A 22,239-nucleotide genomic window follows, 5' to 3' on the forward strand; every position below is an offset into this window, starting at 1 on the left:
CTGGATAAAGTGAACCCAGCTTCAGGAGTGCACATGGCAAATCGCAAAAATCCCCGGGCCGCCCTGGTCGCCCGCCAGGCCACCGACCTGGCCGTCGCAGCGCCCCAGGTCGTGGCCCATCGCCTCACCCGCATGGCCATGGCAGGCGCCAATCCCTCCGCGCGGGACCGGCGTGAATTCACACGCATGGTGTCCGAGAAACAGACGGCATTCCAGCAATCGTGGGCGGCGATGGGCATGCAGTCCATGGTTGCCAGCCAGGCCCTGATGCAGGCCTGGATGCGCATGTGTTGGACACCCTGGAGCACCTCCACCTGGAACGGCGGTGCCCTGGCATCGCAGGCCTCGCAATGGCAAAACGCCATGTGGGGCGTGGTGGGCAAGGGCCTGGCCCCCGTGCACCGCACGGCGGTGGCCAATGCCAAGCGCCTGGCGCGCGGCTGAGCACGGCCTGAGCACGGTTAAGTGCGACTGATCGCTGCTCAACGCGGCTGATCCACCCATATCAAGCCCGCTCCATTCACCGGAGCGCGGCCACGCGGCAGGGCCGATGCGAGGGCGCGGTTCGGGTATCCTCGCGGCCTTCGTTCCGTTTTGCTGCGCTGCCGCATTTCCAGGCATGGACTCCATGCAGAGACTGAAAACACGGCCGCGGCAGGCGGATTCCCCCTTTTCTGCCATCGCTTTGCCAGTCTTCCCCGGAGTTCTCTGATGACACACAAGGCCCCGCCAGCCGGCCAGGGCCTGCACGGTCAAGACGACCTGCAGCGCAATCTCACCAACCGCCATATCCAGCTCATCGCCATCGGCGGGGCCATAGGCACGGGCCTGTTCATGGGCTCGGGCAAGACCATCAGCCTGGCCGGCCCGTCCATCATCTTTGTCTACACCATCATCGGCGTGATGCTGTTCTTCGTGATGCGGGCCATGGGCGAGCTGCTGCTGTCCAACCTGCAGTACCGCTCCTTCATCGACTTCTCGTCCGACCTGCTCGGCCCCTGGGCCGGCTTCTTCACGGGCTGGACGTACTGGTTCTGCTGGATCGTCACGGGCATTGCCGATGTGATTGCCATATCGGCCTACTCCCAGTTCTGGTTCCCGGACCTGCCGCAGTGGGCACCGGCCATTGCCTGCGTGGGCCTGCTGCTGGGCCTGAACCTGCTGACGGTGAAGCTGTTCGGCGAGATCGAGTTCTGGTTCGCCATGATCAAGATCGTGGCCATCGTGGCCCTGGTGGGCACGGGGCTGTACATGGTGGGTGCCGCCTTCGTCTCGCCTGCGGGCCGCACGGCCAGCCTGTCCAACCTCTGGAATGACGGCGGCATGTTCCCCAACGGGATGATGGGTTTCTTCGCGGGCTTCCAGATCGCGGTGTTCGCCTTCGTGGGCATCGAACTGGTGGGCACCACGGCGGCCGAGGCCAAGGACCCCGAGCGCACGCTGCCGCGCGCCATCAATTCGATTCCCGTGCGCATCATCGTGTTCTACGTGCTGGCCCTGATCGCCATCATGGCCGTCACCCCCTGGCGTGACGTGGTGCCCGGCAAGAGCCCGTTCGTGGAGCTGTTCGTGCTCGCAGGCCTGCCGGCCGCCGCAGGCGTGATCAATTTCGTGGTGCTGACCTCGGCCGCCTCGTCGGCCAACAGCGGCGTGTTCTCCACCAGCCGCATGCTCTACGGCCTGGCGCTCAAGGGCGATGCGCCCCGGGCCTTCCACCGGCTGTCGCGCAGCAGCGTGCCCTCGCGCGGGCTGCTGTTTTCCTGCACCTGCCTGCTGGCCGGCGCGTTTCTGATGTGGGTGGTGCCCGATCTGGTGGAAGCCTTCACGCTGGTGACCACGGTATCGGCCATTCTGTTCATGTTCGTGTGGTCGCTGATCCTGCTGTCCTATATCGCCTACCGGCGCCAGCGCGCGGCCCTGCATGAGGCTTCGCGCTACAAGATGCCCGGCGGCGTGGCCATGTGCTGGGCCTGCCTGGTGTTCTTTGCCGCCATCCTGGGCCTGCTCACCCTGCAGGCCGACACGCGCCAGGCACTGGTGGTGACGCCGGCCTGGTTTGCCCTGCTGGCCATCGCCTACCAGTTCGTGCGCCGCCAGGCATCGCGCCAGTCGGCGGAGCGTTCCACCGCGCTTGCAGGCACGGCAGCCGAACCGCGCTGACCCTCTTCCGGCCGCCCCCCTGCGCATGGGGGCGGCCATTGCAGGGTGCCTTTGGCGCCCGCGTTCCCTCTGCGCCCCCCTTCAGCGCCTCCCTCCGCTGCCCCTCTTGCTGCGCACCAAACTTGTGCACAGCATCTTTGGCCTGTCCAGCAGTTAGATAACGAGTGAACAAAAATACAACTGTCTTTACGCCAACAAAAAGATGTGGATACAAATCGTTATCATTCGCACCTTGATTTTTAACCAAACCGGAACTTTACAAAGATGGTCAGAATCTCGGTGCTCCGCCCGCTTCCTCTTTGCGCCGCCCTGGCATGCACAGCCATGGCCCATGCCCAGTCAGCCGACAACAAGGCCGACATGTCCCTGTCCACCGTGGTGGTGACCGCCTCGGGCACGGCCGTGGACATCAAGGAAGCGCCGGCCAGCATCAGCGTGATCACCCGCGAGGACATCGAGCGCAAGCCCGTCACCAGCATCGGCGAGCTGCTGTCCACCATTCCCGGCGTGACCGGCGGCCTGTCCGGCACGGGCGCCCAGTCCAAGATCAAGCTGCGCGGCCTGCCCGAGAAGTACACGCTGATCCTGGTGGACGGCAAGCGCCAGGGCAACTCGGCCGGCATCAATTACCGCGACGACCTGGGCTCGCAGGATCTGGACTGGATCTCGCCCGAGATGATCGAGCGCATCGAGGTGGTGCGCGGTCCCATGTCCTCGCTGTACGGCTCGGACGCCATGGGCGGCGTGATCAACATCATCACGCGCAAGATCGGCAAGCGCTGGAGCGGCTCGACGACGCTGAACTACAGCAAGCCCTCCGACGGCGACCGCGGCGACACGCGCCAGCTGGGCTTCAACATCAGCGGCCCGCTGTCCGACAAGTTCGGCCTGCGCCTGGGCGGCAACTACACGGACCGCGCAGCCGACGAGAGCACGGGCGGCTTCCCGGGTACCTACCAATCGACGGCCGGCTCGCGCAAGCAAAACCTCAACGCCCTGCTCAACTGGCAGCTCACGCCCGACCAGGTGATCGGCATCGAGGCCGCGCAAGGCATCCAGCGCGCCACGGGCTCCGACGCGCGCACGGCATCGGGCGACCAGGTGGTCTATCCCTGGGGCCTGAGCAAGCTGGAGCAGACCAAGTTCGGCCTCAGCCATGACGGCCGCTGGGGCGACCTGACCTCCAAGCTCAACCTCGTGCACAACAAGTACGAGGACAAGGGCGACACCATCGGCAACAACTCCAAGGAAACCACGCTGGACGGCCGCATCGACAAGCCGTTGAAGCTGTGGGGCCTGGACCAGGCCATGACGCTGGGCATGCAGTGGCGCCGCGAGTCGCTGGACAACCGCGACACCATCGGCCTGGCTCCCATCGACTACGCGGGGCGCCCGGTCTCGGGCTCGGGCCTGAGCGCCACCACCTGGGCGCTGTTCGGCGAGGACCAGATCTTCCTGCGCGACAACCTGGCGCTGACGCTGGGCCTGCGCATGGACCACCACCAGAAATACGGCAACAACTGGAGCCCGCGCGCCTACCTGGTCTACCACCCGGCCTCGGAGTGGACGGTTCGCGGCGGCGTCTCGCGCGGCTTCCGTGCGCCCAACCTGAAGGAAAACTCGGCCAGCGCCGCCACGCAATCCGGGGGCAACGGCTGCCGCAGCCTGGCCGGCATGGGCTGGACCAGCACCAGCGTCAACGCCGACGGCACGCGCGGCTGCTACATGGCCGGCAACCCCGACCTGCAGCCCGAGACCAGCACCAACTTCGAGCTGGGCACGAGCTGGGACCGCAATGGCTGGGCGCTGGGTGCCACCTACTTCCACACCAACTTCAAGAACAAGATCGACTACCAGCCGCTGGGCTTCTACAACGGCTTCTGGTGGACCCGCATGGCCAACGCCCAGCGTGCCCGCACGCGCGGCCTGGAAGGCTTCGTGAACGTTCCCCTGGCAAAGGGCCTGACCTGGAACACCAACATCACCAAGATGTTCGAGTCCAAGAACCTGAGCACCGGCGCCTCGCTGCTGGCCGTGCCCGAGCTGTCCATCTACTCGTCGCTGCAGTGGCAGATCCGCCAGGGCTGGTCCGCCATGTTCAGCGCCCGCCACGTGGGCAAGGAAGTCGTGACCACGGGCACGGCCACCACCTTCGCCAAGGCCTATACGACCTTTGACGTGTCCATGAACTACAACGTGACCGACACCCTGACCCTGCGCGCCGGCATCATCAACCTGGCCGACAAGGAAACCCGCACCATCGGCGCCAACTACGACAACGGCGGCCGTACCTACTTCGTGGGGATGACGGCGCGGTTCTGATGGCGCGGTTCTGATGGCGTGTTATCGGCCCTTGCGCTGACCCAGACAAAGCGCCCGTTGTGACGGGCGCTTTTTTCATGGCGAGGAGCAAAGCCTCACTCCCAGACACCGCCCTGCGCAGGGGGCTTGCGCGTCAGCAATTCCTCGTCTGTCAAGGGCCGGCCTGTCCAGACATTCACCTTCGAGGCCCCGGCCGCGCTGCCCAGCTCGCGCAAGGCCCTCAGCTCCACCTGGGTGAATCCGCCCTCGGGGTCGCCCAGCGGATGGATGACGATGTGCGGGGAGGCCGCCAGCCAGGCACGCCGATGCATGCGCCTGAGCTGGTACTTCAGAAGCTGCTCGGCCAGGATGAAGTCCGATATCAGCGAACGCGGGTGGGCGAAGGGATTGACGACTTCGGCAGGCTCCGATGCAGCCGCGAGCCTGGCCTGCGGACCGGCCGCGAGAATCCGGCGCCGGGGCGGCGGACTCAGGGCCAGCTCGGGAACCTCCGACAGGGTCTGCCCGGTCTTCGGATCCTTCAGCGTCAGGCGCTCGGGAGAAATCTGTACGTAGATGAGTGATACGAAGGCAGAGAGCATGGATATCCATCAATCGATTTTCTGAACCACGGTCTGGCCCGGCAGCAAGGCCCGGCCATCCCCGCTGCGCGGCAGCATGGGCGCGACAGGCTGGCCGGTCTGGCGGTCCAGCAGCAGCGAATGCGCCTCGCCCGGCGCGAACAGATGGCCTTCGCCCCATTGCCGCAACGCCACGATCACCGGAAACAGCTCAAGGCCCTGGGCCGTGAGTACGTATTCCAGGTAGGCCGAGCCTTCTGCGGCCGGGCGGGTTTCCAGGATGCCGGCCTCCACCAGACGCCGCAGCCGGTCGGCCAGGATATTGCGGGCCGCGCCCAGGCTGCGCTGGAAATCGCCAAAGCGGCTGATGCCGTCAAAGGCATCGCGCACGATGAGCAGCGACCAGCGGTCGCCGATCACATCCAGGGAGCGGGCCACCGGACAGGGCTGCGGTGTGTCAGGGCGGATGTCTTCTTTCATGGCGTCATTTTGGTTGCATTTCAAAACTGGTTCAACTAGCATCCAACTAGTTTTGTTTTGCAACTGGATTCAACCCATGAAAGCCTTCCCAGCCCCGGACACGGTCCGCATGCCGCGCAGCCTGGTGCTGCTGTTCGCCGCTGCCAGCGGCCTGAGCGTGGCCAATGTCTACTACGCCCAGCCGCTGCTGGAGGCGCTGGCGGCCGACTTCGGCATCAGCCATGCGGCCGTGGGCGGCGTGGTCACCGCCACGCAGGCCGGTTGCGCGCTGGCACTGCTGCTGCTGGTGCCGCTGGGCGACCGGCTGGAGCGGCGGCGGCTCATGCTTTTGCAGTTGCTGGGCCTGGTGCTGGCCCTGGCGGCCGTCGGCACCGCGCGTTCGGCCGTTCTGCTGCTGGCGGGCATGCTGGCCGTGGGCCTGCTGGGCACGGCCATGACGCAGGGGCTGATCGCCTATGCGGCCAGCGCCAGCCAGGCGCATGAGCGCGGGCGCGTGGTGGGCGCAGCCCAGGGCGGGGTTTTCATCGGCCTGCTTTTGGCGCGCGTGTTTGCCGGCGCCGTGGGTGACGTGGCTGGCTGGCGTGGCGTCTATGCCTGCTCGGCCCTGCTGATGCTGGCCCTGGCCTGGCCCCTGTGGCGGCAACTGCCCCGGCTGGCGGTGCCCTTGCATGCACCCAGCTACACGCAGCTGCTCGCCTCCATGCTCCAGCTGCTGCGCCAGGACCGCATGCTGCGCACACGCGGCATGCTGGCCCTGCTGATGTTTGCCACCTTCAACATCTTCTGGAGCGCCCTTGTCCTGCCGCTGAGCGCACCGCCCTACAGCCTGTCGCTCACGGCCATCGGCGCCTTTGGCCTGGCGGGCGTGGTGGGCGCACTGGCCGCGGCCCGTGCCGGGCACTGGGCCGACCAGGGTTTCGCGCAGCGCACCAGCCTGGGCGCGCTGGTGATCCTGCTGCTGGCCTGGGCGCCGATTGCGCTGCTGGAGCAGTCGCTGTGGGCGCTGGTTGCCGGCATCGTGCTGCTGGACCTGGGCGGCCAGGCCCTGCATGTGACCAACCAGAGCCTGATCTTTCGCAGCAACCCGCAGGCCCACAGCCGGCTGGTGGGCCTGTACATGCTGTTCTATGCCGTGGGCAGCGGGCTGGGGGCGCTGATTTCCACCAATGCCTACGCGCGATTTGGCTGGCACGGGGTCTGCGTGGCGGGGGCGGCGTTCAGCCTGGCAGCCCTGGTGTTCTGGGCCATGACGCGGGAAACGGCTGCCCAGGCCAGCGTTCCCGCCTAGACCCGGCTCACCAGCTCCGAGGGCACCCGGCCCAGCGCCTTGCGGAACATGGTGGAAAACGCGCTGGGGCTGTCATAGCCCAGGTCCAGCGCCACCTGGGTGACCGATGCGCCCGCAGACAGCCGGGACACCGCCGCCAGCAGGCAGGCCTGCTGGCGCCAGGCGCCAAAGGCCATGCCTGTGTGCTGCTGGAAAAACCGGCTGAAGGTGCGCAGGCTCTTGTTCAGCGCTTTCGCCCAATCCTGCGGCGTGGCGCGGATGCTGGGCTGGGCCAGGAACTGCTTGCACAGGGCGGCCAGCTTTTCGTCGCGGGGAATGGGCGCGAACAACGGCAGGCTGCGGGCCGAGGCCAGCTCGTGCAGCACCAGCGTGACCAGGGCGCCGTCGCGGCCCGCTTCGTCGTACAGCGCCGGCAGGTCGGCGCAGGACAGCAGCAGCTGGTGCAGCAGCGGGGTGACGACCAGGGCCTCGCAGTGCACACCCGGGCGGGGCGCAGCAGCCGGTTCGATGTACAGGCTGCGCGTGCTCACGCCCTGCATGCGCACGCTGTGCGGCTTGCTGGCCGGAATCCACACGCCGCTGTAGGGCGGGATGGTCCAGGCGCCGTCGTCGGTTTCCACCTCCATCAGCCCGCTCATCCCGTAGAGAAACTGGGCACGCCGGTGGCTGTGCGTGGGCAGCAGCGTGCCAGGCGTGTAGTCGGTGCCGATGGCCAGCACGTCGCGCGCCACGGCGTCCACGGAATGCAGCGGGATGTTGAGCATGGGGATGTCCGGAAAACAGCCAACAGGCTTTGGCAGGAATTCGAGGATTATTGACCCATCCGCGAAAGCAGGCCAAACCGCGGCATCCTAAGGTTCAGTCCTTGCTCGTTTTTTCCAAAGGACTGTCTGTGTTCCCTCTCCTGCTGCTGGCTTTCGGTGTGCTTGCCGGCGTGACCACCGTGCTCTTCGGCTTTGGCGGCGGCTTCGTGGCCGTTCCGCTGCTTTATGCGCTGCTGACCTCCATCCACGGCGCGGACTCCGCCGTTGGCCAGGCTGCCATGCACATTGCCGTGGCCACCTCCACCTGCGTGATGATTTTTGGCGCCTCCATGGCCACGCTGCGCCAGCACCGCGCGGGCGCCCTGCCCTGGGATCAGGTGCGACCGCTGGCCGGCTTCATCGCGGCCGGTGCCGTGGCGGGCGCGGCGGCCGCCACCTGGATCAGCGGGGAATGGGTGCGCTGGGCCTTCATCGCCTACCTGGCCCTGACCATCGCCGACGCGCTGCTGCGCCCGGGCTTCGTGCACGGCACCGCCGCCGGCATGCAGCCCATGGGCCGGCGGGCGGCGGCCACGGCGGGCCTGGCCATTGGTGCGATCGCGGCCTTCCTGGGCGTGGGCGGCAGCGTGATGACCGTGCCGCTGATGCGCCGGCGCGGCGCCAGCATGGCGGCCGCCACGGCCATGGCCAGCCCGCTGTCCCTGCCCATGGCCGTGGCGGGCACCGCTGCCTACATGCTGGCATCCCAGGGCGCGGGGCTGGGCCCATGGCATGTGGGCTATGTGGACCTGCAGGCCTTTGCGCTGCTGACGGCCGGATCGTGGACGGGCATCAGGCTGGCGGCGCCGCTGATCGGCCGCATTCCCGATGCCCTGCATGCCAAGGCCTACCTGGCCCTGCTGGGCTTGGTGCTGCTGGTCATGATCGTGGCCTGAGCGCTGCGCTCAACCCTCCTGGAAGATCGCCTCGATCCGGGTCTCGAACACCCGTGCAATGGCGAATGCCAGCGGCAGGCTGGGGTCGTAGCGACCCGTCTCGATCGCGTTCACGGTCTGGCGCGACACGCCCAGCAGGTCCGCCAGCGCAGCCTGACTCCAGCCGCGCTCGGCGCGCAGTTCACGGATTGTGTTTTTCATGGGAGGGGCACTTTGGCGGAACAGCTCATCGGCTGCGCAGCCAGTGGGCCACCGAGGCAGCCACCCAGAGCGCACCCATCAAGGGCCATACCATGAACATGCTGAGCTTGGGAAAACCTGCCATTTCCAGGAATCCGTAGGTGAAGGTGATGCCGGCCGTGCCCGCCGCCGCAATCGCCAGCTGCTCCAGCATGGACTTGCGCAGGAACTCGTCGGTATCGCGCACCAGGCGCACGATGGCCCGCACGGCCAGCGCAAACGCCAGCATGGGGCTCAGCAGCAGCGCTGTGCGCAGGGCCCCGGCCTGCATGTCGGCGCTGAGCAAAAGCGCCCCCACAAGCAGCGCCATGTAGAGCAGCAGCGCAAATCCAAGTTCCTTCTGGTAGCGGCGGTTGGTGACCGTTGTTTGATTCATGGAAGTCTCTCGCAATGTGTAAAGGATGCTTGACATTGTGCGACGCCATCCGCGGACATGTCAAGCAAGCTTTACATCGGCACTGAACGCCCCGCCGTACAATCGCCGCCGTTGGTGCCAGCAGCCCCAGGGGCTGCGGTTAAACGGGAAACATGGGGCGGCCAGATAAAGCCGCCCGCATGTACTGCCCCCGCAACAGTGAGTGAAACGCCGCGTGCATGGCACCGGCCCCCGCCAAACCCGTGCCACTGGGCGTACAGCCCGGGAAGGCCTTGGCGAGTGCGTCACCAGTCTGGATACCGGCCAACAGGTGGCCGGCCGCGCATGCAGCGCAGCCGGTCTTTGTGGTTTCCGTGCCGGCGGGGTCGCTGGCGCGCAACTGGTCCGCATTCATGCACACCCTCGCCCTCGCGCGCGCCCCTGGCGCCGCTCTTCGCTCGCCCTCAGCGTTCCCCGTACTGCGCACGTTGTCCGCCCTGGCTGCGGCCTCGCTGCTGGCCTGCCAGGCCCAAGCGCAGGCACAACAGGCGCAGCGGGCACAGACCTCCCAGCTCGATACGGTGGTCGTCACCGCCTCGCGCAGCGAGCAGCCCCTGCGCACCGTCACGGCCGACATGACCGTGATCGACGCCGAGACCATTGCCCGCAGCGGCGCCACCGGCGTGGCCGACCTGCTGGTGCAGGTGCCGGGCGTGCAGATCAACCGCAATGGCGGGCCGGGCCAGGTCACCTCGGTCTACCTGCGCGGCACTAGCAACCAGCACACTGCCGTGTTCATCGACGGCGTGCGCTACAGCTCGCAGGAGCTGCAGGGCGGAGCGGTCTGGTCCACCCTGCCGCTGGCGCAGATCGAGCGCATCGAAGTGCTGCGCGGCCCGGCCGCAGCCATCTATGGCTCAGACGCCATGGGCGGCGTGATCCAGATCTTCACCAAGCGGGCGGACGGCCAGACCCGCGCCTATGCCGAGGCGGGCATAGGCAACCAGGGCACCAGCAAGCTGGCCACGGGATTTCAGGGCGGAGCCAACGGCTTCACCTATGGCCTGAACCTGGCGGACGAGCGCAGCGACGGCTTCGACGTCTACCCCGGCAACACCTTCTCGCCCAACCCGGACAAGGATGGCTACAGCAACACCTCGCTGGGCCTGAACGCGGGCTACAAAACGGGCATCCACCAGATCGACGCCAGCCTGCTGCACAGCCGCCTGCGTACCCACTACGACCAGAGCCCGCCGCCTTTCGACGACTACGACGTGGTCAAGAACACCACCGGCAGCCTGCGCTGGCAGGCCGGCTGGAACGCCATCTACAAGAGCGTGGTCCAGATCTCCCATACCGACAGCCAAAGCGACCGCCACACCCAGTCGCCCGAAAGCGCCAAGGGCCGCTCCACCAACTACCTGCTGCAGAACCTGTTCACGCTGGGCCAGCACCGTTTCAACATCGACCTGGAGCGCCGCGAGGACAAGCTGGACACGCAATACGCCTGGACGCAGAACACCGACAGCCGGCGCGTGCAGAACTCCCTGTCGGCCGGCTGGCGCCTGACGGAGGGGCGCCACCAGTTCGACGCCAACCTGCGCCACGACCAGGTGCGCGACCAACAGAACAAGACCACGGGCGGCCTGGGCTACGGCCTGCAGATCGACGAGCGCTGGCGCTGGGTGGCATCGGCCGGCACGGCCTTCAGAACGCCCACGCTGTACGAACGCTTCACGGGCCAGGCGGCGGCCGACCTCAAGCCCGAAAGCAGCACCAACGTGGAAACCGGCCTGCACTATGCGGCAGGTGCCAACCGCCTCTCGGCCGTGGTCTACCGCAACAAGTTCAAGAACCTCATCACCTACGACTGGAACAGCGCCCTTCCCTGCAACTGCTACCGCAACTGGCAGAGCGTGGAAATCACCGGCCTGACGCTGGCGGGCAGCACGCGCCTGGGCAGCGCCAACCTGGGCGCTTCGCTGGACTTCATGAACCCCGAGAACCTGGAGACCGGCAAGCTGCTGCCCTACCGATCCAAGCGCATGCTCAAGCTCAACGCCGACACCCAGGCGGCCGGCTGGACGCTGGGCGGCGAAACGCAGCTCTACAGCGGCCGCTACGCAGACGAGGCGAATACCTTCAAGCTGGGCGGCTACGGCGTGGTCAACCTCTACGCCCAGCGCCAGTTGACCAGGCAATGGACGCTGCTGGCCCGGGTCAACAACATCGCCGACCGCGACTACGCCCCCACGCGCGGCTATGCCAACGCAGGCCGCACCGTGTTCGTCAGCGTGCGCTGGACTCCCCTGCCCTGACCGCCATGCACCTGCTTGTGCGCCTTCCCCGCCTTCTGCTGCTGATCGCCGCCCTGGCCTGCGCGGGCGGCGCCGTCGCGCAAAAGGCGGTGGATGCGAACCAAGGCAGCACAGGCGCGAGCACAGCCACGCCGTACACCGTCACCGACATGCGCGGGCGCCAGGTGCGCCTGGAGCGGGTGCCGCAGCGCATCGTCTCGCTGCTGCCCTCGCTGACCGAATCGCTGTGCGCGCTGGACGCCTGTGAGCGCATCGTGGGCGTGGACGAGTTCTCCAACCACCCGGCCCGCGTGGCCGCCCTACCCAAGCTGGGCCATACTTTTGCCCCGCTGGTCGAGGCCACCGTGCGGCTCAGGCCCGACGTGGTGCTGATGGCGTATTCCGCACCCGTCATCGCGCAGCTGGAGCGCTTCGGCATTCCTGTGCTGGCGCTGGACGCCAATGACATGGCGCAGTTGGAGCAGGTGCTGCACAAGCTCGACCAGCTGCTGCAGGTGCAGCGCGCCAACGCCCTGCTGGCACGCATGCAGGCCGAGGTGGACCAGCAGGCCAAGGCGCTGGCTGCGCTCACGCCCGCCGGGCAGAAGGTGTATTTCGAAGTGGACGCCACGCCTTACGCGGCGGGGCCGGACTCCTTCATAGGCCAGTTGCTGCAGCGCCTGGGCGCGCGCAATGTGCTGCCGCAGAACCTGGGTCCCTTCCCCCGCATCACGCCCGAATACGTGCTGCGCCAGCAGCCAGAACTCATCATCCACACGCCGCAGACGCCATCAGCCAGCTTTGCCACCCGCCCCGGCTGGAGCCGCATGCCCGCCGTGCGCTCCGGCCGTATCTGCGCGCTGGACCTGGTCGAGACGGACGTGGTCTCCCGCCCCGGCCCGCGCCTGGGCGAGGCGGCCCGGGCGCTGGCCCGCTGCCTGGAGATGCGGGGCACGGCGCCTCGTTGACTTCGCTGGCCAGAGCTTGACCCGCTTGGCCGATAGCCTTGCCTACTCCAGCACCACGGCCGTGCCGCTGGCAGACACCATCAACATGCCGTTACCCTGGCCCAGCACCTCGTAATCCAGGTCCACCCCCACCACGGCATTCGCGCCCAGTTCCTGGGCGCGTTCCTCCAGCTCCTTGAGCGCAATCTCGCGCGCCCGCTGCAACTCGCGCTCATAGGTGGCTGACCGCCCGCCCACGATGTCGCGCAGCCCGGCAAACAAGTCCTTGAACACATTGGCGCCCAAAATCGCCTCGCCCGCGACCACGCCGCAGTAGCGGGTGATTCGGCGGCCTTCGATCTGGGGGGTGGTGGTGATGATCATTGAAGCTCCTGGGTGTTGGTGATGGGAGTGCCGAGCTTTCGCCACTCGGCCGGACCAGCTGTGAACCGTCAAGCGATTGTTTGGAGATTTGATCCTAGACACGGAGCGACTTGGCCGCTGCTGCGGTGCAGTCTGTGCCAGTTGTAATGATGCTGTCAGCTCGCCAGGGCATTGGTCCGCTCAGCCGAGTTCTGGCACGTCCACCCATCGGACTTGCCTACTATCGCTGCCCGCGTCTGTTCAAGCCCCATTACCACCCGCCCTCTTGCCTTTCCGGATTTGATCGCCACCGGCAGCCGGCTCAACCAATGCCCGTTTGGCCCCAGCGACGTGACGCGCAGGTTGGACAACTGGCGCGATGTGGGCAAGGGTTTCATGGAAAGTACACGAATGCACTCATCGAGCTGAGCCGCAGAGGAAAAACGCAGTACATGCGCCCCGAACTCCACACAGAGAACGGCAAAGCCCTTGTGGAGAATGTGAGCAGGTGCCGAGGGCAGGTAACGGCTGGCGCGGCACCAGAGCCCAACCTCTTGCTCGGCATGCACCCAGTAGGCCATGGGTTCGGCACGCCAGTCCTCAACGAATTCGATCCAATGGCGGGGCGCTGGCACAGGCCGTCTCCTTCAGAGGTATTCAAGAGGCGGATTGTGTCGCAAAGTACGGCGCGATTTGCCTTGATGCCCGCCATCACGCCGGGCCGTAGATGGCCCAAGTACTTACATTCATGGTTCCGGCACACAGTCGCCAGTATTCATGGCAGGAACATCCCATGCACACCAATGAGTCAAAAATCCTGGCGAAAGCCGTATACGAGATCCGTCTTCTCCTGAGCGGATATCTGGGAAGCAACGTGGATGCGGATCCGAGCGTACGGATCGCAGCGCACCTGGCCTATGCCCTGCACAACGATGCATTGGCCGTGCTGGAGGGAAATGGCTTCAGCGCCGACGAAGCGCTGAAGCGGGTGGCGGCCGTGGACTCTCTTCTAGGAGTCGAAGTGGGGAGCGAATTCGTTCGCAGCTTGGAAGCTTAGGGCTGCCTTGCCAGGCCGGTGTAACGCGGGATATTCCATCTGGCGTGATCGCTGCGGCCGTGCCGTGCCGGGGGGCGCGAGCCACCGAGGATAGGGCCGTCCTTTTCATGCCTGGCGCAGCTTCCACATGAAGCCAGCAGTGCCCCATGCCTTCCTCGCCTGCCTTTTTGTCGCCCGGCATGACCCTGAAGACAGGCATGTCTCGCCCGAACAGCCCCATAATCTGGCTTCAAAAATTTCGCACCCCTATGACACAGTCCCTCAAAGAACTCCTTGCGGCCAAGGCCGCGCTGGACATGGAAATTGCCAAGGCCCGCACCTCGGCGGCCGACGCTGCCCTGTCCAAGGTCCAGAAGCTGGTGACCGATTTCGGGTTCACCCAACAGCAAGTGTTCCCCTACATCCCTGAAAAAACCAGTGCGCCGGCGAAGTATCGCGATCCGGCCACGGGAGCGACGTGGACAGGTCGAGGCAAGCCTCCGAACTGGATCAAGGACCAGGATCGCGAAGACTTCCTCATCGAAAGCAAACCCGAAGCGGCCCAAGGCCCGTTTCTCGCCGAGATGGCGGCAGCGGCAGCTCGCAACTGAAGGCGCTGCACACGGCGGCACGCAGGATTCCGTGCGGTGCGGTGGAGTTCCGATGCGAAGGAATCTGTGCCTTCCGAAAAAAAGCCCTCTGAGCATTCAGCGGGCTTTTTTTCCGGCCTGGCGCCGGCAATGTGGCTGCCCTGTGCATCTTTGCAGGGCGTCCATGGCGGTCGTGCAAGAGGAACCAGCAAGGCCTGCGCTGCAGGGTGGTGCCCATCGGGATTTCTGTAGCAGATCCCGTTTTCAGAGCTTGGGCTTCACAGCCTTGGCACGTTCCGCGTCGAGTGCGTTCTTCTTTGCCGAGTCGGCCGCGTCCTGCTGCTGCTTTAGCGCGTCATAGACGTGCTGCGTCTCCACGATGGTGACCTGAAGCTGCTCCACCAGCTTTTCCGGATTCATGAAGTTCCACTGTGCCTGCACAAACGAGCCACAACGCTCACCGAATTTTTCCGGGGTTGAACCACGGTTGCGGGTGCCTGGGCATGGAGCCTGCCCACGCGCGCCTTTGTAGATCTTGCCAGCGCGATCGAATTGCCATGAAGCCAGTCCACGCAGGACATCCACGTCAGTGAAAGAAGGCTCGCCGTATTTTTCCTTCAAGGCCGCCAAGGTGGCTTCCTTGGTTGGACGCGAGCCGGTTTCATAACGCTGCTCCCGGTACACGAACCAGGTGGTATTTCGCTCGTCGAAAATGACCTTGAGCAGATCGGGCGAAAACACCTTGCGCGGATCATCCTTGGCCTCGAAACCTGCGACTTTCTCCTCTCCGGCGCGCCGCAGATCGGAAAAAACATATTTCGGATTGGCGGCCGCAGCGGCAGCACGGGCCTGATCTGGCGTGGCGCCCAAGCGGATGCCGCTGATATTCAAACTGGACTCTGCATGTGCTGGAAGAACAAGAGCAAGAACGGCAGCCCCAGTAAGAAACGCGGAAAACTTCACAAAAACCCCTTTTTAAAATCAATGAATAATCAAGCAGAAATATAGGAAATATTCTTGATATCTGATTATCAAATTCCAGAAAGCACCTATCCACGGCCTGAACAAGCCAATGAACAATGTAGATGGTGTTTCTGTAGTCTAGCCTCTCGAGACTGGGGAAAATCCGAACACCTTGGATTCCTTACACTTGAATACAAGTGCACCAGCCTGACGATTGCCTGAAATTGTTATTTTTCTATTATTCCTTCATTCTTCATTTGCTTTTCTTATTCAACCGGCAGCGTCATGCCGGCCCGGGCAGACACAGCAGACGCCCTCCCGCGCCTGCCTTTTCTGCTTTTTTTGCTTTGATGCCCGGCCTGCCCCTCAGGCGTGGCTGACCGGGCAGCTGCCTGCCTTGCCCATGATGCTGTCCGCAGGCGCCTGCGCGCGGTCATTCAGGCCGTAGTCGCGCAGCACCTGGGTGACGCGCACGCGGTAGTCCTTGAAGATCTTGTCGCGGCCGGCGCGCTGGGCGCTGAGGTGGGCTTCCACGTTGCGCCACTGGACGACGGCTTCCTCATCGCGCCAGGTGGTGACGGACATGACTTTCTCGGGGTTGAGCGTGCTCTGGAAGCACTCCACGGAGATGAACCCCTCCATGGGCTTGAGCATGGGGGTGAGCTTGTTGACCAGGTCCACATAGGTCTGGTTCTGGCCGGGCAAGGCCTGCAGTTCGAACAGTACGACAACCATCTTCAACTCTCCTTTTTTTCGGGAACAGAGATTCCGGCGCCGCGCAGCGGCGGCTCCGGCGTGGGGGGAAATGGGTGAATGGGCGGCGCCGCAGGTTCAGCGGCTGCGCTCCAGGTTGGTCAGCCAGGCGGCCAGCACATCGCGCGCAGCCAGGGTCAGCAGGCCGCCGTATTTCTGGGCATCGGCGCGCAGGGTGCGCGGGTCCACCTTGGCCATGCCGAGCTCACAGGCATGGCCGACCAGCCAGCGCTCCAGCCGGGCAGCGTCGGCCTCCAGATGGAATTGCAGGCCCAGCACCTGCGAGCCGACGGCGAAGGCCTGGTTGGCGCCGATGGCGGTGCCGGCCAGGTGCACGGCGCCTTCGGGAATGTCGAACTGGTCGCCATGCCAATGGAGCACGGGCACGCCGTCCAGTTTGGCCAGGGGCGAGGCCAGGCCCGCATCGGTAAGCGTGAGCGGCGAAAAGCCGATTTCCTTGACGCCCAGCGGGTAGACCCTGGCGCCGAGCGCGCGCGCAATGAGCTGCGCGCCCAGGCAGATGCCCAGCAGCGGCTTGCCGCTGTCCAGCCAGCGGCGCACGGCCGCCAGCTCCTGGGCGACGAAGGGATAAAGCGCCTCGTCATAGGCACCTATGGGGCCGCCCAGCACGACGAGCAGGTCGGCACGGCCCAGGTCCAGGGTGTCAAGCTCGCCGATGCTGGGATCGACGTACTGCACTTCGTAGCCGCGGCTGGCGAACTCGGCATGCAGGGTGCCCAGGTCTTCGAAGTGGATGTGGCGCAGCGCGATGGCTTTTTTCATGGGAGGAACTCAGGTGGATACAGGAGGGTGGCTTGGAACGTGCGGAGCCCGTCAGGCGCCGGGCTTGAGATCGACGTGGATATGGCCCGCCGAGGGGAAGGTGCAGCAGGCCAAGGCATAGCCGGCTTCCTTTTCCCTGTCGCTGAGGCAAAAGTCCGCCTCCAGCCGTGAACTGCCTCCCGTGATGCGGATGCGGCAGCTGCCGCAGATGCCGGCCCGGCACTGGCTGCGGATGGCAATGCCCACGCCTTCCAGGATTTCCAGCAGGCTCTTGCCGGACGCGGCTTCGACAATCTGCCCGCTGTGCGCGATCTGCAGCTGGCATGCCTGCGCGGTCTCGCCTGGCTGGGCGGTGGATGCGGCAGGCGGCGTGAAGGCCTCGATGTGCTGTATGGCACCGGGAAAGCAGGCCCGCGCATGTTCGCGAAAGGTCTGCGCAAAGGCATGTCCACCACAGATGACCACCGCCTGGGGCTGGCCCAGCGCCAGCAGGGACTGCGGCGAGGGGCGGCCCGGCACGAAGGGGCCGTGGGCGGCGATGTCTTCACGCGTGATGTGGATACGCAGGTCGAACCAGGGGGCCGTTTCGCACAGCTGCTGCAGCTCCTGCAGGAACGGAATGTCGGCCATGCGTGCAAAGCACAGCAGCAGCGTGGTGCGCGGCACGCGCTGGCCCTGCTGCTGCAGCCGGTCCAGTTCGCGCAGCAGCGCCAGCGGCAGGGTCAGGCCGATGCCGCCGGCCAGCATGACCAGGGAGTCCAGGCCCAGCACCAGGTCGGCCGTGATGTCACCGGCCACGTGGCCGAGCGGCAGCGTGGAGCCTGCGCGCAGCACCGCATGCATGTGGTCGGAGACGCTGCCCCGGCCCGAGCTTTTGACGGCAATGTCGAACTGGCCGGCGCCGTCGTGCTCGCTGCAGGGCTCGTAGCGGGTGATGGAGTACAGCCGCTGCTGCACGGCGCCACTGGCGTCGGCATGCTCGACGGCCACATGCCGACCGGGCCGCAGGCCGCCGAGGAACTGCGCCGAGGCGCCCTGCACGCGCAGGGTGTAGACCATGACGCCGCCCGCCTCTGCCCGTGCCGCGGCGCAGCGCGCCAGCGTGCTGCCTGCCTGGAGGGCGGCGCTCATGCCTGCATCTCCTCGAGGACCGAGGACACCAGCGCCACGCTGCCGCCCAGGTTGCGGCCCGCCAGGCCGATGCGGTCGATCAGGCTTTGCACCGAGTCGGTGTAGACGCCGATCTCGTTGCTGTCGCCCACGTCGTGCAGGATGTCGCGCGCATGCGGCATGCCGACCATGGTGAAGACGGTGGACCAGGCGCCCAGTTCGTTGTTGGCGAACATCTGCACGGTCTTGAGGATGATGGAGCGCAGGTAGCTGCGCTCGCGGTTGCTCAGGCCCTGGACGATGTCGGTGGCCACCGAGCTGAAGACGCTGGAGTGGCTCCATTCGTCCACGGCGTGGGTGCGCGTGACCTCGTGGCAGATGGGCTGGATGCTGCGGTCCTCGGCCATGGTCTTGAGGTAGTCGGTGATCAGGGTCTCGCTGGCGCAGGCAATGGCGAAGCGGGCCAGGCGGCGCTCCCATTCCGCGCCGCACTGCGCCAGCACGCCGTTGCGCCAGCCGACGAGGTTGAAGTCCGCGTAGTCCAGCGGCGCCAGGCCGCGCATCTCATAGATGTAGTTGCAGGCCATGATGGACATGCGGGTGTGCAGGGCCTCGTCCAGCAGGGCCTGGGACATGACGTCCTGCAGCAGTGCACGGTTGGCGCTGGGCGGCGGGGTCTTGATGATGTCCTCGCAGGCCGGCGTGACCACGTTGCACTCGATGTAGATGGTCTTGAGGTTGTAGATGCCCCAGGCGTAGGACAGGCATTGGTCGCGCAGGTGCTGTGGCGCCTCCACCCATGCCTGGTGATCGCGAAATGGCAGCAGCGAGGCGGTGAAGTCCTGCCGGGCGGGGTCGAACGCCAAGCCGCAGTAATCAGGCAGGTCCTGATTCACGGCCGCTCTTGACTTCCAGAGCAGGGACAGCTTTTTGAGCGCATCGCGCACGGCGTCATCTGTCCGAGAGATATCGAGATTCATTTTTCAACTCCGTGTGATTGAACTTGATTGATCTGAGTCAAATCGTCTATTCCCTCCCCCGCTTTCTCCATCCGCCGCAATCACCAATGGCGATTCAAATGACGCTGCAGATGGCAGATACGTTGTCATGGATTTCTTCACTCTGTCATATTCCGCCTTGAATCAATCTGCCCGACTGCAGATTGCGGATGATTCGTGGCGGTATTGGATCTCATGACTTTCAACGTCTGGCGGCGAATTCTATGGAGAGAGCATGGATTCAAACAGACCTATTTTCGTCAATGAACCAGACCGCTTTTTTCAACCGTTTACATTGGCATGCCACCTTAATTGGTCTGCTCACCCGCTGAAACATGGTCGGAATCAAGGCCGCTGCACTTTGTAGACTGCCCATTACCGATGCGCCCTGGTTTCCAAATCCTTCCATAAACCGGACGCTGCCGATTCCCGTGCTTCAGCGCCTCCAAGACAGCCAATGCGACATGGACGATTTATCGCTCCCCAAAATCAATTCACTGGATCTTCAACAGGCAGACAGCGAGGCCTGGGATGCCATCGCGGCCGAGCGGATTCGCCAGTCGCGCTCGATTGAATTGATTGCCTCTGAAAACTTCGTGAGCCGCGCGGTGATGGAGGCGCAGGGCTCGGTGCTGACCAACAAATACGCAGAGGGCTATCCGGGCGTGCGCTACTACGGCGGCTGCGCCAATGCCGATGCCGTGGAGAACCTGGCCATTGCGCGTGCCAAGGCGCTGTTCGGCTGCGCGCACGCCAATGTGCAGCCGCATTCGGGCAGCCAGGCCAACCAGGGCGTTTACCTGGCGTTCCTGGAGCCCGGCGACAAGATCATGGGGCTGGACCTGCGCTCGGGGGGACACCTGACGCATGGCTCCCGCGTGAGCGTGTCGGGCAAGTGGTTCCAGTCCATCAGCTACGAGGTGGACGCCCGCTCCCAGCGCATCGACATGGACCAGGTGCGGCGCATTGCGCTGAAGGAGCGGCCCAGGCTCATCATTGCCGGTGGCTCGGCCTATTCACGGCAGATGGACTGGGCCGAGTTCCGGCGCATTGCCGACCGGGTGGGCGCCATCTTCATGGCCGACATCGCGCACGTGGCGGGACTGGTGGCCGCGGGCGTGTTCCCCTCCCCCGTGGAGCACGCCCATGTGACCACGACCACCACGCACAAGACGCTGCGCGGGCCGCGCGGCGGCATGATTCTCTCGGCCGACGCCGAGATCGCCAGGCGCATAGACGCCGCCGTGTTTCCGGGCCTGCAGTCCGGGCCGCTGATGCATGTGGTGGCGGCCAAAGCGGTGGCGCTGGGCGAGGCGCTCAAGCCCGCCTTTCGCACCTATGCGCGGGCCGTGGTGGACAACGCCCGCGTGCTGTGCGACCGGCTTTCGCAGGGCGGACTGTCCGTGGTGTCCGCAGGCACGGACTGCCATCTGGGCGTGATCGACCTGCGCCCCTGGGAGCTGACGGGCAAGGCCGCCGAAACGGCACTGGAGCAGATCGGCATCACGGTCAACAAGAACGCCGTGCCCGGCGATGGCGCGCGGCCGCTGGTGACCTCGGGCATCCGCGTGGGCAGCGCGGCCTGCACCACGCGCGGCATGGGCGCCGACGAGTTCCGCGAGATCGGCGACATGATTCTTGCCACGCTGGGCGGCATACGCAGCGGCACCATGAACGCGCGCACGCTCAAGTCCATCCACGAAGGCGTGTCCGACCTGACCGGGCGCTTTCCCCTGCCCTACTGAGGCATGCAGCGTCCGGCGTCTCCCAACCTGTCAGGGTTTTCGCAGCGCGTTGGCCAGGCGCAGCACGGCGGCCTCGATCTCGTAGGCCGTGAGCGAGGCATAGCCCAGCAGCCAGCCCGGCTGCCGCTGCTCACCCGCGTACAGGCGGCTGAGCCCCTGCAGCAGCACGCCGGCTGCGGCGGCGCGGCGGATGGTGTCTTCCTCGGACCAGCCGGGCTCCAGCAGGCAGGGCACCTGCATGCCGCCCTGGGGCCGTGGCGCGGTGACGATGCCGGCCAGGTGCCTGCCTATGGATTCGAGGATGACCTCGCGCCGCCCCGCGTACAGCTTGCGCATGGCCCGCACGTGGGAGTTGTAGTGGCCGTCTTCCATGAAGCGCGCCAGCGTCAGCTGCTGGATCTGGGGCGTGTGCCCGTCCATGATGCTGCGCGCCTGGACAAAGGCGCGCACCAGCTCCTGCGGCAAGGCCATGTAGCCCATGCGCAGGCCCGGGTACAGGGTCTTGCCGAAGGTGCCGATGTAGATGGTGCGCGCGTGCTTGTCCAGGCCTTGCACGCAGGCGGTGGGCATGCCGTCGTAGTGGAATTCGCTGTCGTAGTCGTCCTCGATGATCCAGCGCCCGCTCTCGAACGCCCAGCGGATCAGGTCCAGCCGCCGCTCCAGCTGCATGGTGACGCCCGTGGGGTACTGGTGCGACGGCGTGACATAGACGCAGGTGGCGCCGCTGCGGTCGGCATGCAGCAGGTCCGTGCGAATGCCTTGCGCATCCACATCGATGGGCAGGACCTTGGCCTCGGCCGATTCGAAGGCCTTTCTGGCGCCGAAGTAGCCGGGGTTCTCCAGCAGGATGGGCCGGCCCGCATCCACCAGCAGCTGCGCGCACAGGAACAGCGCCTGCCGCGTGCTGCTGAGCACCACGATCTGCCCGGCGTCCACCTTGGCGCCGCGCTCCAGGTTGAGGTAGGTGGCAATGGCCTTGCGCAGCGGCTCGGCGCCCTGCGGGTCGCCGTGCAGCAGGACGCTGGCACGGTAGTCCTTGAGCGCCTGGCGCTGCAGCCGCTCCCAGACATCGGTGGGAAAGGTGCGCGTCTCGGGCAGGCCGGTGGCAAAGGCCCGAATGGTCTGCTGGTCGGCGATGCCGCCGCCGTCAACAATGGCCTGGCCGCGCCGGCTCAGGCCGGCACCGGCCCTGCCCGCTGTGGCCACCTGGGCGCTGCGTTCCTGCTCGGGCGAGCGGCCGCGCCGCGCCGCCCGGCCACGCAGCTCGGTGCCGATGGTCTCGGAGACATAGCTGCCCGATCCCTGGCGCCGCACGATGAAGCCGTCGCGGTGCAGCTGGGTGTAGGCGTTCTCCACCGTGTCGCGGGCAATGCCCAGCGAGTCGGCCAGCGAGCGCGTGGCCGGCAGCTTCAGGCCCGGCAGCAGCGCCCCATCCAGGATCAGCGCACGCATGGCGCGCTGCACCCGCTGGTGCAGGTCCAGCTGTCGCAGGTCGGCATCTCCCATGCGGATCTTCAGGGTCTCAAGCTCGAAGGTCTTGCTCATGCGGT

General features: G+C 65.8%; 23 protein-coding genes and 1 riboswitch. Of the genes, 10 read left to right on the plus strand and 13 right to left on the minus strand.

Translation table 11 applies throughout. The features are described 5' to 3' along the window. The first annotated feature begins 33 nt into the window (after nt 1-33). The 3 genes from INR38_RS13410 to INR38_RS13420 all read left to right on the plus strand — a co-directional run bounded on the left by INR38_RS13410 (nt 34) and on the right by INR38_RS13420 (nt 4,482). On the plus strand, nt 34-444 hold the full coding sequence (locus tag INR38_RS13410) for a polyhydroxyalkanoate granule-associated phasin (RefSeq protein WP_065345843.1): 411 nt from the start codon (nt 34-36) through the stop codon (nt 442-444). Between the two features lie 267 nt (nt 445-711). Beyond that, entirely contained in the window at nt 712-2,160 is a 1,449-nt protein-coding gene (gene cycA, locus INR38_RS13415; RefSeq protein ID WP_096916229.1) for a D-serine/D-alanine/glycine transporter, read from the plus strand. Between the two features lie 324 nt (nt 2,161-2,484). After that, nucleotides 2,485-4,482, plus strand: a complete 1,998-nt coding sequence (locus INR38_RS13420; RefSeq protein ID WP_207443619.1) for a TonB-dependent receptor — start codon at nt 2,485-2,487, stop codon at nt 4,480-4,482. 95 nt (nt 4,483-4,577) lie between these two features. Here INR38_RS13420 and INR38_RS13425 read toward each other — a convergent pair whose 3' ends face one another. Both INR38_RS13425 and INR38_RS13430 read right to left on the minus strand, forming a co-directional pair. Beyond that, entirely contained in the window at nt 4,578-5,063 is a 486-nt protein-coding gene (locus INR38_RS13425; protein WP_207443620.1) for a rod shape-determining protein, read from the minus strand. Between the two features lie 9 nt (nt 5,064-5,072). Further along, nucleotides 5,073-5,522: a helix-turn-helix domain-containing protein gene (locus INR38_RS13430; protein WP_096916226.1), complete on the minus strand. Its 450-nt coding sequence runs from the start codon at nt 5,520-5,522 to the stop codon at nt 5,073-5,075. A 76-nt stretch (nt 5,523-5,598) separates the two neighbouring features. On the opposite strand from INR38_RS13430, the gene INR38_RS13435 reads away from it, so the two are divergent. Continuing rightward, nucleotides 5,599-6,810, plus strand: a complete 1,212-nt coding sequence (locus tag INR38_RS13435; RefSeq protein ID WP_207443621.1) for an MFS transporter — start codon at nt 5,599-5,601, stop codon at nt 6,808-6,810. On the opposite strand, the gene INR38_RS13440 is transcribed toward INR38_RS13435, so the two are convergent. Beyond that, nucleotides 6,807-7,574 (minus strand): helix-turn-helix transcriptional regulator, encoded by a 768-nt coding sequence (locus INR38_RS13440; RefSeq protein ID WP_207443622.1) that lies wholly within the window; start codon nt 7,572-7,574, stop codon nt 6,807-6,809. The genes INR38_RS13435 and INR38_RS13440 overlap by 4 nt on opposite strands. A 128-nt stretch (nt 7,575-7,702) precedes the next feature. Here INR38_RS13440 and INR38_RS13445 point away from each other — a divergent pair, with 128 nt between their 5' ends. Further along, on the plus strand, nt 7,703-8,509 hold the full coding sequence (locus INR38_RS13445; RefSeq protein ID WP_043781948.1) for a sulfite exporter TauE/SafE family protein: 807 nt from the start codon (nt 7,703-7,705) through the stop codon (nt 8,507-8,509). 9 nt (nt 8,510-8,518) lie between these two features. On the opposite strand, the gene INR38_RS13450 is transcribed toward INR38_RS13445, so the two are convergent. Further along, complete coding sequence (locus INR38_RS13450; RefSeq protein ID WP_013802457.1) at nt 8,519-8,710, minus strand: helix-turn-helix transcriptional regulator; 192 nt, start codon at nt 8,708-8,710, stop codon at nt 8,519-8,521. Between the two features lie 25 nt (nt 8,711-8,735). Further along, on the minus strand, nt 8,736-9,125 hold the full coding sequence (locus INR38_RS13455) for a hypothetical protein (RefSeq protein ID WP_012205557.1): 390 nt from the start codon (nt 9,123-9,125) through the stop codon (nt 8,736-8,738). 95 nt (nt 9,126-9,220) lie between these two features. Continuing rightward, a riboswitch (cobalamin riboswitch) is annotated at nt 9,221-9,448 on the plus strand. A 69-nt stretch (nt 9,449-9,517) separates the two neighbouring features. On the opposite strand from INR38_RS13455, the gene INR38_RS13460 reads away from it, so the two are divergent. Both INR38_RS13460 and INR38_RS13465 read left to right on the plus strand, forming a co-directional pair. Continuing rightward, the gene (locus INR38_RS13460; protein ID WP_207443623.1) at nt 9,518-11,422 is read left to right on the plus strand and encodes a TonB-dependent receptor; all 1,905 of its coding nucleotides are present in this window, start codon (nt 9,518-9,520) and stop codon (nt 11,420-11,422) included. 5 nt (nt 11,423-11,427) lie between these two features. Beyond that, the gene (locus INR38_RS13465) at nt 11,428-12,369 is read left to right on the plus strand and encodes a helical backbone metal receptor (protein ID WP_197943390.1); all 942 of its coding nucleotides are present in this window, start codon (nt 11,428-11,430) and stop codon (nt 12,367-12,369) included. A 42-nt stretch (nt 12,370-12,411) separates the two neighbouring features. Here INR38_RS13465 and INR38_RS13470 read toward each other — a convergent pair whose 3' ends face one another. Together INR38_RS13470 and INR38_RS13475 are read right to left on the minus strand one after the other, a co-directional pair. Beyond that, nucleotides 12,412-12,732 (minus strand): heavy metal-binding domain-containing protein, encoded by a 321-nt coding sequence (locus tag INR38_RS13470; protein WP_012205554.1) that lies wholly within the window; start codon nt 12,730-12,732, stop codon nt 12,412-12,414. Nucleotides 12,733-12,887: 155 nt separating this feature from the next. After that, nucleotides 12,888-13,346 (minus strand): hypothetical protein, encoded by a 459-nt coding sequence (locus tag INR38_RS13475; RefSeq protein WP_207443624.1) that lies wholly within the window; start codon nt 13,344-13,346, stop codon nt 12,888-12,890. A gap of 158 nt (nt 13,347-13,504) precedes the next feature. Here INR38_RS13475 and INR38_RS13480 point away from each other — a divergent pair, with 158 nt between their 5' ends. Both INR38_RS13480 and INR38_RS13485 read left to right on the plus strand, forming a co-directional pair. Beyond that, entirely contained in the window at nt 13,505-13,768 is a 264-nt protein-coding gene (locus INR38_RS13480) for a hypothetical protein (protein WP_123693244.1), read from the plus strand. Between the two features lie 248 nt (nt 13,769-14,016). Then, nucleotides 14,017-14,358 (plus strand): H-NS histone family protein, encoded by a 342-nt coding sequence (locus tag INR38_RS13485; protein WP_013802462.1) that lies wholly within the window; start codon nt 14,017-14,019, stop codon nt 14,356-14,358. A gap of 243 nt (nt 14,359-14,601) precedes the next feature. Here the strand turns inward: INR38_RS13485 and INR38_RS13490 are convergent, their stop codons facing one another. The 5 genes from INR38_RS13490 to INR38_RS13510 form a co-directional block, all read right to left on the minus strand. Further along, nucleotides 14,602-15,300 (minus strand): hypothetical protein, encoded by a 699-nt coding sequence (locus INR38_RS13490; protein ID WP_141441608.1) that lies wholly within the window; start codon nt 15,298-15,300, stop codon nt 14,602-14,604. A gap of 366 nt (nt 15,301-15,666) precedes the next feature. Next, the gene (locus INR38_RS13495; RefSeq protein ID WP_012205544.1) at nt 15,667-16,035 is read right to left on the minus strand and encodes an antibiotic biosynthesis monooxygenase; all 369 of its coding nucleotides are present in this window, start codon (nt 16,033-16,035) and stop codon (nt 15,667-15,669) included. A gap of 96 nt (nt 16,036-16,131) precedes the next feature. Then, a complete protein-coding gene (locus INR38_RS13500; RefSeq protein WP_065345852.1) occupies nt 16,132-16,836 on the minus strand; it encodes a glutamine amidotransferase in 705 nt (234 codons plus the stop codon). Between the two features lie 51 nt (nt 16,837-16,887). After that, complete coding sequence (locus tag INR38_RS13505) at nt 16,888-17,967, minus strand: 2Fe-2S iron-sulfur cluster-binding protein (protein ID WP_097202396.1); 1,080 nt, start codon at nt 17,965-17,967, stop codon at nt 16,888-16,890. Then, on the minus strand, nt 17,964-18,926 hold the full coding sequence (locus INR38_RS13510) for a diiron oxygenase (RefSeq protein WP_012205541.1): 963 nt from the start codon (nt 18,924-18,926) through the stop codon (nt 17,964-17,966). The genes INR38_RS13505 and INR38_RS13510 overlap by 4 nt, the downstream gene beginning before the upstream one ends. A 482-nt stretch (nt 18,927-19,408) precedes the next feature. On the opposite strand from INR38_RS13510, the gene INR38_RS13515 reads away from it, so the two are divergent. Further along, on the plus strand, nt 19,409-20,689 hold the full coding sequence (locus tag INR38_RS13515) for a serine hydroxymethyltransferase (RefSeq protein WP_170962038.1): 1,281 nt from the start codon (nt 19,409-19,411) through the stop codon (nt 20,687-20,689). Nucleotides 20,690-20,719: 30 nt separating this feature from the next. On the opposite strand, the gene INR38_RS13520 is transcribed toward INR38_RS13515, so the two are convergent. Continuing rightward, a complete protein-coding gene (locus INR38_RS13520) occupies nt 20,720-22,234 on the minus strand; it encodes a PLP-dependent aminotransferase family protein (RefSeq protein ID WP_207443625.1) in 1,515 nt (504 codons plus the stop codon). Between the last annotated feature and the right edge of the window lie 5 nt (nt 22,235-22,239).

This window comes from Delftia sp. SD018, assembly GCF_017355445.1.
GTDB lineage: Bacteria > Pseudomonadota > Gammaproteobacteria > Burkholderiales > Burkholderiaceae_C > Comamonas > Comamonas acidovorans.

Bases quoted from the DNA above. Each gene is read 5' to 3' on its own strand.
- INR38_RS13410 (WP_065345843.1), top strand. From the start codon at position 34: ATGGCAAATCGCAAAAATCCCCGGGCCGCCCTGGTCGCCCGCCAGGCC.
- cycA (WP_096916229.1), top strand. From the start codon at position 712: ATGACACACAAGGCCCCGCCAGCCGGCCAGGGCCTGCACGGTCAAGAC.
- INR38_RS13420 (WP_207443619.1), top strand. From the start codon at position 2,485: ATGGCCCATGCCCAGTCAGCCGACAACAAGGCCGACATGTCCCTGTCC.
- INR38_RS13425 (WP_207443620.1), bottom strand. From the start codon at position 5,063: ATGCTCTCTGCCTTCGTATCACTCATCTACGTACAGATTTCTCCCGAG.
- INR38_RS13430 (WP_096916226.1), bottom strand. From the start codon at position 5,522: ATGAAAGAAGACATCCGCCCTGACACACCGCAGCCCTGTCCGGTGGCC.
- INR38_RS13435 (WP_207443621.1), top strand. From the start codon at position 5,599: ATGAAAGCCTTCCCAGCCCCGGACACGGTCCGCATGCCGCGCAGCCTG.
- INR38_RS13440 (WP_207443622.1), bottom strand. From the start codon at position 7,574: ATGCTCAACATCCCGCTGCATTCCGTGGACGCCGTGGCGCGCGACGTG.
- INR38_RS13450 (WP_013802457.1), bottom strand. From the start codon at position 8,710: ATGAAAAACACAATCCGTGAACTGCGCGCCGAGCGCGGCTGGAGTCAG.
- INR38_RS13455 (WP_012205557.1), bottom strand. From the start codon at position 9,125: ATGAATCAAACAACGGTCACCAACCGCCGCTACCAGAAGGAACTTGGA.
- INR38_RS13460 (WP_207443623.1), top strand. From the start codon at position 9,518: ATGCACACCCTCGCCCTCGCGCGCGCCCCTGGCGCCGCTCTTCGCTCG.
- INR38_RS13465 (WP_197943390.1), top strand. From the start codon at position 11,428: ATGCACCTGCTTGTGCGCCTTCCCCGCCTTCTGCTGCTGATCGCCGCC.
- INR38_RS13470 (WP_012205554.1), bottom strand. From the start codon at position 12,732: ATGATCATCACCACCACCCCCCAGATCGAAGGCCGCCGAATCACCCGC.
- INR38_RS13480 (WP_123693244.1), top strand. From the start codon at position 13,505: ATGCACACCAATGAGTCAAAAATCCTGGCGAAAGCCGTATACGAGATC.
- INR38_RS13485 (WP_013802462.1), top strand. From the start codon at position 14,017: ATGACACAGTCCCTCAAAGAACTCCTTGCGGCCAAGGCCGCGCTGGAC.
- INR38_RS13495 (WP_012205544.1), bottom strand. From the start codon at position 16,035: ATGGTTGTCGTACTGTTCGAACTGCAGGCCTTGCCCGGCCAGAACCAG.
- INR38_RS13500 (WP_065345852.1), bottom strand. From the start codon at position 16,836: ATGAAAAAAGCCATCGCGCTGCGCCACATCCACTTCGAAGACCTGGGC.
- INR38_RS13505 (WP_097202396.1), bottom strand. From the start codon at position 17,967: ATGAGCGCCGCCCTCCAGGCAGGCAGCACGCTGGCGCGCTGCGCCGCG.
- INR38_RS13510 (WP_012205541.1), bottom strand. From the start codon at position 18,926: ATGAATCTCGATATCTCTCGGACAGATGACGCCGTGCGCGATGCGCTC.
- INR38_RS13515 (WP_170962038.1), top strand. From the start codon at position 19,409: ATGGACGATTTATCGCTCCCCAAAATCAATTCACTGGATCTTCAACAG.
- INR38_RS13520 (WP_207443625.1), bottom strand. From the start codon at position 22,234: ATGAGCAAGACCTTCGAGCTTGAGACCCTGAAGATCCGCATGGGAGAT.